Annotated in this window: 11 protein-coding genes; 4 read left to right on the top strand and 7 right to left on the bottom strand. The window is 68.6% G+C overall.

Features of this window, described 5'->3' with window-relative positions; all coding sequences use genetic code 11:
* Position 1: 1 nt before the first annotated feature.
* Positions 2-700 (top strand): nitroreductase, encoded by a 699-nt coding sequence (locus BA022_RS06490; RefSeq protein ID WP_088886944.1) that lies wholly within the window; start codon positions 2-4, stop codon positions 698-700.
* 183 nt (positions 701-883) lie between these two features.
* On the opposite strand, the gene BA022_RS06485 is transcribed toward BA022_RS06490, so the two are convergent.
* Positions 884-2071 carry a metallophosphoesterase gene (locus BA022_RS06485; RefSeq protein ID WP_088886943.1) on the bottom strand — a complete coding sequence of 396 codons (1188 nt, stop codon included), beginning with the start codon at positions 2069-2071 and terminating at the stop codon, positions 884-886.
* Between the two features lie 291 nt (positions 2072-2362).
* Between BA022_RS06485 and BA022_RS06480 the strand changes: the two genes are divergently transcribed.
* The gene (locus BA022_RS06480; RefSeq protein WP_088886942.1) at positions 2363-3703 is read left to right on the top strand and encodes an NAD(P)H-dependent oxidoreductase; all 1341 of its coding nucleotides are present in this window, start codon (positions 2363-2365) and stop codon (positions 3701-3703) included.
* 47 nt (positions 3704-3750) lie between these two features.
* Positions 3751-7776: an ATP-dependent RNA helicase HrpA gene (hrpA, locus tag BA022_RS06475; protein WP_088886941.1), complete on the top strand. Its 4026-nt coding sequence runs from the start codon at positions 3751-3753 to the stop codon at positions 7774-7776.
* A 233-nt stretch (positions 7777-8009) separates the two neighbouring features.
* On the opposite strand, the gene BA022_RS06470 is transcribed toward hrpA, so the two are convergent.
* From BA022_RS06470 to lexA, 3 genes are all read right to left on the bottom strand, one after another.
* Positions 8010-8510, bottom strand: a complete 501-nt coding sequence (locus tag BA022_RS06470; RefSeq protein ID WP_088888533.1) for a pyridoxamine 5'-phosphate oxidase family protein — start codon at positions 8508-8510, stop codon at positions 8010-8012.
* Between the two features lie 121 nt (positions 8511-8631).
* Positions 8632-9033: a hypothetical protein gene (locus BA022_RS06465; protein WP_088886940.1), complete on the bottom strand. Its 402-nt coding sequence runs from the start codon at positions 9031-9033 to the stop codon at positions 8632-8634.
* 161 nt (positions 9034-9194) lie between these two features.
* Positions 9195-9869, bottom strand: a complete 675-nt coding sequence (gene lexA / locus BA022_RS06460; RefSeq protein WP_011805517.1) for a transcriptional repressor LexA — start codon at positions 9867-9869, stop codon at positions 9195-9197.
* An 82-nt stretch (positions 9870-9951) separates the two neighbouring features.
* On the opposite strand from lexA, the gene BA022_RS06455 reads away from it, so the two are divergent.
* Complete coding sequence (locus BA022_RS06455; protein ID WP_088886939.1) at positions 9952-10923, top strand: asparaginase; 972 nt, start codon at positions 9952-9954, stop codon at positions 10921-10923.
* An 87-nt stretch (positions 10924-11010) separates the two neighbouring features.
* Here the strand turns inward: BA022_RS06455 and adk are convergent, their stop codons facing one another.
* The 3 genes from adk to BA022_RS06440 all read right to left on the bottom strand — a co-directional run bounded on the left by adk (position 11011) and on the right by BA022_RS06440 (position 12756).
* Positions 11011-11667, bottom strand: coding sequence for an adenylate kinase (adk, locus tag BA022_RS06450; protein WP_011805515.1), 657 nt, complete (start codon positions 11665-11667; stop codon positions 11011-11013).
* Positions 11668-11788: 121 nt separating this feature from the next.
* The gene (kdsB, locus tag BA022_RS06445) at positions 11789-12577 is read right to left on the bottom strand and encodes a 3-deoxy-manno-octulosonate cytidylyltransferase (protein ID WP_088886938.1); all 789 of its coding nucleotides are present in this window, start codon (positions 12575-12577) and stop codon (positions 11789-11791) included.
* The gene (locus tag BA022_RS06440) at positions 12574-12756 is read right to left on the bottom strand and encodes a Trm112 family protein (protein ID WP_011805513.1); all 183 of its coding nucleotides are present in this window, start codon (positions 12754-12756) and stop codon (positions 12574-12576) included. Before BA022_RS06440 ends, kdsB begins: the two co-directional genes overlap by 4 nt.
* Position 12757: the final 1 nt, after the last annotated feature.

Here is a 12757-nt window from a genome sequence, read left to right as displayed (position 1 = left end):
AATGACCGAACCCCTGACGATGCCTGTGGCGCAGGACGCCTTCGAGACGCTGGCGCAGGCGCGCCATTCCGTGCGCGCCTTCCTGCCGCGGCCCGTGCCCCTCGTGCTGCTGGAGCGGTTGCTGGCTGCGGCGCGGCTGGCGCCCAGCGGGGCCAATCTGCAGCCGGGCCGCTTCTGGGCCGTGGAGGGCGCGGTGCGCGAACGCCTGAGTGCCGCGCTGTGCCAGGCGTGGCGCGATCAGGTGCCTGAGGCCGAGGACTATGGCTATTTCCCCCGCCCCATGCCGCTGGCATTGCGCAAACGCCAGGTGGCAGCCGCGCAGGCGCTGTACGGGGCGCTGGGTGTGGCGCGCGGCGACGGCGCGGGTCGGGCCACGCAGTTCGAGCGCAACTACCGCTTCTTTGATGCACCCGTGGCGCTGATCGTCACCATCGACCGCGGTTTCGGCGCAGGTGGCTTCATGGACCTGGGCATGTGTCTGCACGGACTGATGCTGGCCGCGCAGTCCCAGGGGCTGGCCAGCTGTGCCATTGGTGCGCTGGCGAGCTACCCGCAGGTCGTGCGCGACGCGCTGGGCCTGCCTGCCAGCGAGGTGGTCGTCTGCGGCATGGCGCTGGGCTGGGAAGACGCGGGCGCACCCGTCAACCGCACGCGCACCGAGCGCGAGGCGCTGGAGCGCTACTTCACCGTGCTGCGCTGAGGCAATGCGGAACACGTTCCCTCGCGTGTCGTGAGCCCCACCTTTTCTGCGGCCTGCTGCGTTGCATAACGGTCGCGATGGTGATGGCGGGGCTTTGCGTGCGAGGTGCGTCCCCTCGCAGCGCAGGGCGTACCCTCGTGCCGACTTATTCAGTATTTGACGGCGCCGGGCCGTCGCGCGGTCTTACGACGCTGTGCCACGGCGCAGCACCAACAGGTCGATATGGGGCTGCACGCCCAGCCGCACTGCGAAGCCGGCCCACAGGCCCGCGCCCGCGCTCACGAACAGGCGCATGCCGTCCACGTCGTATTGCCCGCGCACGAAACCGTTGTTGAACGGAGCGACCAGCCAGCGGTCCATGCCGCTGATCAGCCCGCCGTGCGTGTGGCCCGAGACCTGCAGGTCCACGCCGTGCGCGGCGTTGTCGCGTGCGAGCTTGGGCTGGTGCGCCAGCAGCAGGTGGAAGTCGGCCTGCGCCGCGCGCGCCTGCCGGGCCACCGCGGGTACATCGGGGGGCACGCCCTCGGGCACGCGCGGGTCGGCATTGTGGTGAGAGGTGCGGCCGTAGACCGGGTCGCCCACGCCGGACAGTGCCAGACGCGCGCCATTCACCTGCAGCACCTGGGTCTGGTTGGCCAAGACGCCCAGGCCCAGGCGGCGAAATTCCGCCATCCAGGCGTTGTAGCCGCCGTAGTACTCATGGTTGCCGGGCGCGGCCCATACGCCGTGCGGTGCGCGCAGTTGCGCCAGTGGAGCCACGAAGGCGGCGCTGCTGCCTACGCCGCCATCCACCAGGTCACCGGGCAGGACGATCAGGTCGGGCCGCGCCGCGTGGGTGCGCTCCACCACGCTCTGCACGTAGGCGGTATGGTTGATGGGGCTCGCGTGGATATCCGCCAGCACGGCCACACGCAGGCCATCCAGGGCCTCGGGCAATTGCGGCAGGTGCACCACCTGTTCACGCACCGTGGGTGGCTGCAGACCCTGCGCCGTGCCAAAGCCCGCCGCGCCCAGCGCCAGTGCCACGGCGGTGCCGGTCAACCGCCTGCCGCGCAGCCGCAGGTGCCATGTGTCGCCCCGGCCCATGAGCGCGGCGGCCCGCGCCGCGAGCCACGCGCCATCACGCGCCAGAAGAAAAGCAATGATCAGCACCAACGTGCCCAACACCCAGCCGCCGGGCACCTGCAGATAGGCCAGCGTGGCGTAATCCATCGCGCCGGTCTGCAAGAGCTTGAGCAGCAGGGCCGGTGTCACGCCCAGCAGGGCGGTCAGCGCAATGGCCACCAGGCGCGCCCGGCGCGACATGCCGCGCACGGCCCCCCAGAGCCAGACCGCCAGCAGCGGAATCACCAACGCAGCAAGAGACACCATGGAAAGCCGGAGATGCAAAGAAGAAAGCAGCACCGGCGTACGGGGCCGGCGTGGGGGTGGTCGCGGCGACAGGGGTTGCGCCCCGCCGGCCGAGAGCGTGCGCAGGATAACGGTCCTTTTCAATGCCTTGCAGGCGGTGGGGTACTGGGCGGTGTCCCGGCCTAGGGCGTATCCCAAGAGACGTGGGGCGTACCCTGCGCTACGGTGGCCGTGGGATTCCCACCGGCCCGCGCGCCAGCAGGCGCCGGGGTTTCGCGCCGCAGCGGCGCACTTCCATCGTTTGCCATACCCATGAACCTTCACCAGAAACTGCTGCAGCGTGCCCGGCAAGGGCGTCCCATCCGCATTGGGCTGATCGGCGCGGGCAAGTTCGGCGCCATGTACCTGGCGCAGGTGCCGCGCATGCCGGGCGTGCACCTGGTGGGCATTGCCGATCTGTCGCCGGCCAACGCCCGCGCCAGCCTGGCGCGCGTGGGATGGGCGCCCGAGCAGTCGGAGGCCGCCTCTGCCCAGCAGGCGCTGGAGCACGGTACGACCTGGATCACCGAGGACTGGCAGGCCCTGGTGCGCCACCCGCAGATCGAGCTGATCGTCGAATGCACCGGCAACCCGCTGGCGGCGGTGGACCACATTCTCGACGCCTTCGCCCACGGCAAGCATGTGGTGAACGTGACCGTGGAGGCCGACGCTTTCTGCGGCCCGCTGCTGGCGCGCAAGGCCCAGGCCGCGGGCGTGGTCTATTCGCTGGCCTACGGCGACCAGCCCGCCATGATCTGCGAGCTGGTGGACTGGGCCCGCACCTGCGGCTTTCCGGTGGTGGCGGCCGGGCGCGGGCACAAGTGGCTGCCGCATTTCTGCGAATCCACGCCCGAGACGGTGTGGGGCTACTACGGCCTGACGCCCGAGCAGGCGCAGCGTGGCGGCCTGAACCCCAAGATGTTCAACAGCTTCCTGGACGGGTCCAAGCCCAGCATCGAGAGCACGGCCGTCTCCAACGCCACGGGCCTGGCCGTGCCGAGCAACGGCCTGCAGTACCCGCCCGCCAGTGTGGAGGACATTCCCTACGTCACGCGCCCGGTGGGCGAGGGCGGAGTGCTAGAGAAAAAAGGCATGGTGGAAGTGATCTCGTCGCTGGAGAAGGACGGCCGCCGGATCCCCTACCACATCCGCATGGGCGTGTGGGTCACGGTGGAGGGCGAGACTGACTACATCCGCCACTGTTTCGAGGAATACAACGCCCACACCGACCCCACGGGCCGCTACTTCACGCTGTACAAGCGCTGGCACCTCATCGGGCTGGAGGTGGGCATGTCGGTGGCCAGCGTGGCGCTGCGCGGCGAGCCCACCGGCGTGCCCCAGGGCTGGAACGCCGATGTGGTGGCCACGGCCAAGCGTGACCTGCGCCCGGGCGACCTGCTGGATGGCGAGGGCGGCTACACCGTCTGGGGCAAGCTGCTGCCGGCTGCGACGTCGCGCAGCCTCAGGGGCCTGCCGCTGGGCCTGGCGCACAGCGCGCGCGTGGTGCGCCCGGTGGCAAAAGGCCAGGCATTGTCCTGGGACGATGTGGAGATGGACACCACCACCCACGCCTATCGGGTGCGCCGGGAGATGGAGGCCATGTTCCCCGCCTGACCCTGGTGCGGCACGGGTGCCTGGGGGCTGGGATAATTCCCGCCCCTATGCCCCTCACGATCACCTTTCCCGAGCAACTCCCCGTCTCCAGCCGCCGCGACGAGATCATGGCGGCCATGGCCGAGCACCAGGTCATCATCGTCTGCGGCGAGACGGGCTCGGGCAAGACCACGCAACTGCCAAAAATAGCGCTGGCCCTGGGACGCGGCAAGTGCAATGCGCCCGAGGGCACGCGCGGGCGCCTGATCGGCCACACCCAGCCGCGGCGCATTGCCGCCAGCAGCGTGGCCAAGCGCATTGCCGAGGAGCTGAACACCCCCTTGGGCGAGGTGGTGGGTTACAAGGTGCGCTTTCAGGACACGCTGCAAAAGGGCGCTTCGGTCAAGCTGATGACCGACGGCATCCTGCTGGCCGAGACGCAGACCGATCCGCTGCTCAAGGCCTACGACACGCTCATCATCGACGAGGCGCACGAGCGCAGCCTGAATATCGACTTCCTGCTGGGCTACCTCAAGCAGATCCTGCCGCAGCGGCCCGATTTGAAGGTGGTCGTGACATCGGCCACCATCGACGCGGAGCGCTTCGCCAAGCACTTCGAGGGCAAGGCCGGTCCGGCGCCGGTCATCATGGTGTCGGGGCGCACCTATCCCGTGGAGATGCGCTACAAGCCCTTTGAAGAAAAGAAGGACTTCGACCTCAACGATGCCATTGCCGACGGCGTGGACGAGTTGTGGGCGGGCGGCAAGGGCGGAGACATCCTCGTCTTCCTGCCCGGCGAGCGCGAGATCCGCGAGGCGGCGGACCACCTGCGCAAGCACCTGCAGCACTCGCCAGTGCTGCGGAACGCCGAGGTACTCCCTCTGTTCTCGCGCCTGTCGCAGGCCGAGCAGGACCGCATCTTCGACGGCCACACCGGCCGGCGCATCGTGCTGGCCACCAACGTGGCCGAGACCTCGCTCACTGTGCCGGGCATCCGTTACGTCATCGACGCAGGTACGGCGCGCGTGAAGCGCTATTCCTTCCGTAGCAAGGTGGAGCAGTTGCTGGTGGAGCCCATCAGCCAGGCGGCGGCCAATCAGCGCGCCGGGCGCTGCGGCCGCGTGGCCAACGGCATCTGCATCCGCCTGTACGACGAGGCGGACTTCCACCAGCGCGACCGCTTCACCGACCCCGAAATCCTGCGCTCGTCCCTGGCGGGCGTCATCCTGCGCATGAAGTCGCTGGGCCTGGGCGACGTGGTGAACTTCCCGTTCCTCGAGGCGCCCTCGGGCCGTGCGATCGCCGACGGCTATCAACTGCTGCAGGAGTTGGGCGCCGTGGACGAGCGCGGCAATTTGCTGCCCATGGGCCGCGAACTGTCGCGCCTGCCCTTGGACCCGCGCGTGGGCCGCATGATTCTGGAGGCCCGCACCCGCGGCGCCGTGGCCGAGGTGCTGGTCATTGCCTCGGCCCTCAGCGTGCAGGACGTGCGCGACCGGCCGCTGGAGGCGCAGCAGCAGGCCGACCAGCAGCATGCCAAGTTCGACGACGAGAAAAGCGAGTTCACCGGCTACCTGCGCCTGTGGAAGTGGCTGCAGGATGCGCGCGGCGGCAAGATCGTCGCCAAGACGCGCAAGGAGATGGCGGCCCAGACCGCCCCCGCGGCCCAAGCGCGCAACACGGCCTTCCTGCCCGTGAGCCAGCGCAGCAGCGGCGCGCAAGCGGAGGCCGCAGGCGAGGAGCGCCTGGCGCAGTTCCACCCCGCCGATGCGGAGGAGGCCACCCACAAGCTCAGCAACCGGCAGTGGGAGCAGTTGCTGCGCCAGAACTACATCAACATCCGCCGCGTGCGCGAGTGGCGCGACATCCATTCGCAGCTGCTCACCGTGGTGCGGGAGCACCAGTGGCAGGTGAACACCGAGCCCGCGGGCTACGAGGCCGTGCACCTGTCCATGCTGTCGGGCCTGCTGGGCAACATTGGTTACAAGGCCGAGGAGAGCGAGGCCTACCTGGGCGCGCACGGCATCAAGTTCCACCCGCACCCGGGCGCGCACCTGTCCAAGAAGCCCGGCCGCTGGATCGTCGCGGCCGAGCAGGTCGAGACCTCGCGCCTGTACGGCCGCGGTATCGCGGCGATCGAACCGCAATGGCTGGAAGAGGTGGGCGGCCATCTGCTCAAGAAGCAGCTGCTGGACCCGCATTGGTCCAAGAAACAGGCCGACGTGGTGGCGCTCGAGCGCGCCACGCTCTACGGCCTGGTGGTCTACAACGGCCGCCGCGTGAGCTATGGCCGCGTGGATCCGTACGAGGCGCGCAACCTGTTCATCCGCCAGGCGCTGGTCGAGGGCGAGTGGGAGACGCATTGGCCGTTCCTGGGCGCCAACCTCAAGCTGGTGCGCAAGGTGCAGGAGCTGGAGCACAAGAGCCGCCGCCAGGACGTGCTGGTGGACGACGAGCTGATCTTCGCCTTCTACGACCAGCAGATTCCCAAAGACGTGTTCAGCGGTGCCACGTTCGACAAGTGGTTCCGCAGTGCCGGCAAGGAGAACGTCGGCCTGCTGCTTCTCAAGCGCGACGAGCTGATGCGCCATGAGGCCGCGGGCATCACCACCGACAACTTTCCCAAGACGGTGAAGCTGGGCGGCGTGGACTGCACGGCCAGCTACCTGCACAGCCCTGGTGACGCGCGCGACGGGGTCACCGTCACTGTGCCGCTGTTCGTGCTGAATCAGGTGAGCGAGGAGCGTGCGGAATGGCTGGTGCCCGGCATGCTCAAGGACAAGATCCAGGCGCTGCTCAAGAGCCTGCCGCAGCGCCCGCGCAGCCGCTTCGTGCCGCTGCCGGAAAGTGCTGCGCGGCTGGCGTCGCTGTTCACCGAGGAAGAGCGTTGGGCCCAGGGCAGCTTGATCGACACGCTGCTCAAGCAAGTGCGCGATGAAACCTCGCTCGACGTGAAGCGCGCGGACTTCAAGCTGGACATGCTCAGCCCGCACCTGTTCATGAACTTTCGCGTGACGGATGAGCACGGCCGCCAGCTCGGCCAGGGACGCAACCTGGGCGCGCTCAAGGCGGAGTGGGGGAGCAAGGCACGGGGGGCGTTCCAGGCGCTTGCTTCATTAAAGATAGCTGGTGGCGCTCACCAGAAGCCAGATTCCGGTGGAAAACCATCTGAAACCAAGGAAAACCGGGCGCCAGCAGCTATAAAAAAAGAACCACTCGTCGGCGCGCCCGCGGCCCGCAAGGCCGATGCCCGCTACGAGGATTGGAGCTTTGGCGAACTGCCCGAGCTGATGGAAATCGCAAAGGGTAGCCAGACGCTGATCGGTTTCCCCGCGCTCATCGACCACGGCGATGCGGTGGGCATCGAGGTGTTCGACGAACCCGAAGTCGCCGCCGCGCGCCACCGCGTGGGCCTGCGCCGGCTGTTTGCGCTGCAGATCAAGGACGCGCTCAAGTACCTGGAAAAGAACATCCCCGATCTGCAGAAGATGGCTGTGGCCTTCATGCCGCTGGGCACGCAGGAGGAGCTGCGCGCACAAATCATCGACGTGGCCATCGACCGCGCCTTCCTGCAAGAGCCGCTGCCCAGCAACGAGGCACAGTTCAAGCAGCGTGTGCAGGACGGGCGCGGGCGCCTCACGCTGATCGCCAACGAGGTGGCGCGCATGGCGGCGGCCATCCTCATCGAATACGCCGCCACGCAGCGCAAGATCAAAGACACCAAGAACGCTCCCGAGGCCACGGCCGACGCGTTACAGCAGCTGCAGCGCCTGATGCCCAAGCACTTCATCGCCGCCGCGCCCTGGGCGCAGCTGCAGCACTACGCGCGCTACCTCAAGGCCATCACCACGCGTCTGGACAAGTACCGCGCCGACCCGGCACGCGATGCCGCCAAGCTCAAGGAACTGCAGCCGCTGGAGCAGCGGTACTGGCGCCTGGTCGCCGAGCGCAAGGGCCAGGTGGACGCCCGCATGCAGGAGTACCGCTGGATGCTGGAGGAACTGCGCGTGAGCTTCTTCGCGCAGGAGTTGCGCACGCCGTATCCGGTCAGCGGCAAGCGGCTGGACAAGGTCTGGTCGCAACTGGTGTCTTGAGGGGCTCTCGCGCGGGGACAGGCCTTCGGGGCAGATGTGCCGCCACCGGCTGCCGTGGGCGGGGCCGTTCATGCTTTGGCGCGCACCGCGAGCGTCCGCCAACCCGTCACCCAGCCGGCCCTGGCCGCGACCTGTGTGTGGCCTTCCCGGGCACCGGGCTAGCGGCCGCCAGCGCTCGCCTGGGCGGAACGGCCCTTGCCATCCAACTGCTGGCGGCGCCGATCGCCCCAGCGTCAAGACGTGAGCAGCGCCTTCAGCTCCTCGGCAGATAAATCCCGCGCCGCGCCAAACCCTGCCACGTGGCGGCCCACCGAAGGGATGATTTGCACGAACTGGAAGTCGCCCAGCGCCGTCATGGGCGCTGCGTCAGGGAAGCGCCGCAGGTAGGCGGCGCGCGCGCTGGCGGCTGCCTCGGGCGCAAGCAGTACGGCTTGTCCTTGGATGGCAACGCGCTCCAGCGCATGCACGGGCTGGGCCGCGTCCTCGGGCGCCGTGATCAGGAGAGAAACCGCGGGCGATTGCCGCAGGTTGCGGGTATGGGCGGCGAGGGCGCTGACATGCAATACCAGCACCTGGGCCGTGGAGTCGATGGCATACGGAACGAACGACACCGCCGGCGTTGTGAATGGCACCGATTCCGCGCCGGGCAGGGTTCGCAGCGTTGCCAGCGCGGCCGTGCGCCGGCCCCACAGCAGTTGCCGCAGCAAGCGGTCCAGGCGGGACTCGTGGGTCATGGCGTGCTTGGGGGCGGGCAGTTGCAAGTGCCGTGCATTGTAGAAACGGACCTGCGATGAACGCGCTGCGGCCGTGACGCCTTCGAAAAGTGTCAGAAGTGGTCGCAGCAGTGCCCCGCGGTCAGCGCAGGGCCAGGCGCTCCAGTTCCGCGCACACATCGGCCATGCGGCCGGAAATCACGAGCTTGCAGGCGTCGTCGGTGTCATGGCGCAGGATCACGCGCAGGGGGAGCGAACGGGTGGAGATCGCAGGCCGCAGACCTGTGTGCTGCGTGGCCGCATCCGCGGCAGGCATGGCAAAGGCGCGGTGGCGGGCCGGAATTTCTTGCGCCATGCCTGCCACGGCGGGGCTATCGGGAGGGCCGGCGTTGGGCGTCGCTCCATGGAGTGCATCGGTGCGTCCGTGCGTGGTGCAGGCAGAGGGTGCCGCGCCGCGCGACATATGGCGTGCGGCCAGTCCCCATCGGCGCAGGCGGCGCAAGGGGCGGGAAAGGGTGGCAAAGGCAAAGAGGGCAAATCCCATGTGAAGACTCCGGCATGCCAGGGCATGAAGGTGGAACACAGGCAGGATTGCCAAGGACGTCAAGCGCGCATCCGCAGGGTTGGCATGCCGCAGCTACGGGGCATGCCCGGGCTACCGCCTGCCAGACGCCCGCCACCTGCGGTGGCGCTGCATTCAACGGACTACATGAGCATGGTGTTGCGTATCAGGCCCACGGCCAGCCCTTCGATCTCGAAAGGTTCGCCCGGCTCGACGCGGATCACCGGGTAGTCGGGGTTCTCGGGCAGCAGTTCGATGGCGCTGCCTGTGCGGCGCAGGCGCTTGACCGTGACGTCATCGCCCAGGCGCGCCACGATGATTTGCCCGTTGCGCGCCTCGCGCGTTGCCTGTACGGCGAGCAGGTCGCCGTCCATGATGCCCGCGTCGCGCATGGACATGCCGCGCACCTTGAGCAGGTAGTCGGGCTTGTGCGCAAACAGGCTGCCTTCCACCGTATAGGTCTGGTCCACATGCTCCTGGGCGAGAATGGGCGAGCCAGCCGCCACGCGGCCCACCAGCGGCAGCGTGAGCTGCGACAGGCCGGGTATCGGCAGGTTGAACTGGGCGCCGCGCGCCGCATTGATGTTGCGCACGGTTTCGCCGCGCAGGCGGATGCCGCGCGAGGTGCCGCTGACCAGTTCGATCACGCCCTTGCGGGCCAGCGCCTGCAGGTGCTCCTCGGCCGCGTTGGCGGACTTGAAACCCAGCTCTGCCGCGATCTCGGCGCGGGTGGGCGGGGCGCCGGTGCGCGCGATGGCGGTCTGGATCAGGTCCAGGATCTGCTGTTGGCGGGCGGTGAGCTTGGGACTGTCGAGCATGGTGCGATCCAATGCGGTCGGTGGTTGAGTGGGTTACTGTTTTTTAATCCAGTATCTGTATTTTTGAACAGTTTTTGGAGGGATGCAAGTGGCAGCTGCAAGAAAAATCGTCGTTGTGGGCACCGGCGGCACGATTGCGGGCTCTTCCGCGGTGCAAGGCGCGAACGTGGGCTACACGGCCGGGCAGATCGGCGTGGAGCAATTGCTGGCCGCGGTGCCCGGGCTGGTGCAGGCCGCGGGCGGCGCGCTGGTGGCTGAACAGGTGGTGCAGCTGGACAGCAAGGACATGGGCTTTGACGTGTGGGCGCGCCTGGCCGGTCGCTGCGCCGCACACCTGGCCGACCCGGCCGTGGCCGGCGTCGTCATCACCCACGGCACGGATACGCTCGAGGAAACCGCCTGGCTGCTGCACAACCTGCTCGATACCACCGCCAAGCCGGTGGTACTGACCTGTGCCATGCGTCCGGCCACGGCGCTCGCGCCGGACGGGCCGCAGAACCTGCTGGATGCCGTCACGCTGGCGGCCGATCCCTCAGCGCGGGGGGTTCTGATGGCGGCCGCTGGCGTGGTGCACGGGGCACGCGAGGTGAGCAAGGTGCACCCGCTGCGGCTGGACGCGTTCGACTCCGGCGATGCCGGGCCTCTGGGCTGGATGGAAGCGGGGCGCGTGCGCTGGGCCCGCGGCCTTGCGCCGCAGGTGGAACAGCCCGCGCATGGCGCGCTGGTGCCGATCCTGCCAGATGCAGCCTGGCCACGCGTGGAGATCGTCCTCAGCCACGCCGGCGCGGATGGCGCGTTGGTGGACTGGCTGGTGGAGAAGGGCGTGCGCGGCATCGTGGTGGCCGCCACCGGCAATGGCACGCTGCACCATGCGCTGGAGGCCGCGCTCGCGCGTGCCGTGGCGGCCGGGGTGCAGGTGCGCGTGGCTTCGCGCTGCCCGCAGGGGCGGATGATGGACCTGACGGGTACGTCCTGGCGCGATGCGGATGGGCTGAGCCCTGTGAAGGCACGGGTCAGCCTGCTGCTGGAGTTGATGCAGTCCGCTAATTCATAAGCACCGTCATGGGCCGAGGCGCTTGCCTGGGCACACAGCACAACGCCCCGCGTTGCGGGGCGTTGGCGGGCGCCGGCGGCGGGTTCGTCAGCTTGACAGTGCCGTCAGGGCGCGCTGGGTGATTTCCTCCACGCTGCCGGTGCCTTGAATGGCACGGTACTTGGGCGCGTTGGCGGGATCGGTCTTGGCCCAGCTGGAGTAATAGTCCACCAGCGGGCGGGTCTGGTCGCTGTAGACCTGCAGGCGCTTCTTGACGGTTTCTTCCTTGTCGTCCTCGCGCTGCACCAGGGGCTCGCCCGTCACGTCGTCCTTGCCTTCGACCTTGGGCGGGTTGAACTTCACGTGATAGGTGCGGCCCGAAGCCGGGTGGGAGCGGCGGCCGCTCATGCGTTCGATGATGGCGTCGAACGGCACGTCGATCTCCAGCACATAGTCGAGCTTCACGCCCGCGGCTTTCATAGCGTCTGCCTGGGGGATGGTGCGTGGGAAGCCGTCGAACAGGAAACCCTGGGCACAGTCGGGCTCGGCGATACGCTCCTTCACCAGGTTGATGATCAGGTCGTCGCTGACGAGCTGGCCCGCATCCATGACGGCCTTGGCCTGCAGGCCCAGCGGCGTGCCGGCCTTGACGGCGGCGCGCAGCATGTCGCCGGTGGAGATCTGGGGGATGCCGAATTTCTGGCAGATGAACGCGGCCTGCGTACCCTTTCCGGCGCCGGGAGCGCCGAGCAGAATCAGTCTCATGGATGTCCTCAAGTGTTTTGAAATCAGCGGGCACGCTTGCCGTCGGCGCGCCAGCGCGGGACAGGTGCTCTTGTTGCGAACAAGGATAGCACGCGGGCCATGCGCCAAGCTGACGGCCGCGCTAGCCGCCCAGGAGGGTGCGCACGCGCTCCAGGTCGGCTGGCGTGTCCACGCCCGCACCGGGTGCGCTGCCGGTCACGTGCACGGCGATGCGGTGGCCGTGCCAGAGGGCGCGCAGCTGCTCCAGCGCTTCCAGTTGCTCGGTCGGCGCCGCTGGCAGCTGTGGAAACCGGCGCAGAAAGCCTGCCCGGTAGCTGTAGATGCCGATGTGCCGCAGCGGTGCGAAACCCACGGGCACCCCCGCTTGGCCCGGCTGCCACCAGAGGCTGCCCGGCGCGTGGTCGCGTGCGTGGGGGATGGGGGCGCGGCTGAAGTAATGCGCGAGGCCCTGCGCGTCCAGCACCACCTTCACCACGTTGGGGTTCGCAAAGTCCTCCGCGCTGTCGATGGCGTGCGCGGCGGTGCCCATGCTGGCATCGCCGCGCGCATGCAGCAGTGCGGCCACGGCGTCGATCAGCCGTGGGTCGATGAGGGGCTCGTCACCCTGTACGTTCACCACAATGTCTTCGCCCGCTAGGCCCAGCAGCTCGCAGGCCTCGGCCAGGCGATCGCTGCCGCTGGCGTGGTCGGCCCGCGTCAGCAGAGCCTGCACCCCGTGCGCCTGGCAGGCCTGGACGATGCGCGCGTCGTCCGCGGCGACCACGCAGCGCAGGGCGCCGCTCTGGCTGGCGCGGCGGGCCACATGCACCACCATGGGCAGCCCGGCGATATCGGCCAGGGGCTTGTTGGGCAGGCGGGTGGAGGCCAGGCGCGCCGGTATCAGCACCGTGAACGGTGCGGCGCGACTCACTGTTCCAGCTCCTCGTCGCTCAAGGGGCGGGCCTCGTTTTCCAACAGCACGGGAATGCCGTCGCGCACGGGATAGGCCAGCCGTGCGCTGCGCGAGATGAGTTCCTGGCGTTCGCGGTCGTAGGTCAGCGGGCCCTTGGTGACGGGGCAGACCAGCAGTTCAAGCAGTTTGGGATCCATG

It is taken from the genome of Diaphorobacter nitroreducens (assembly GCF_002214645.1).
In the GTDB taxonomy this organism is placed as follows: Bacteria; Pseudomonadota; Gammaproteobacteria; order Burkholderiales; family Burkholderiaceae_C; genus Diaphorobacter; species Diaphorobacter nitroreducens.
This window is presented reverse-complemented; position numbering and strand designations above follow the sequence as displayed.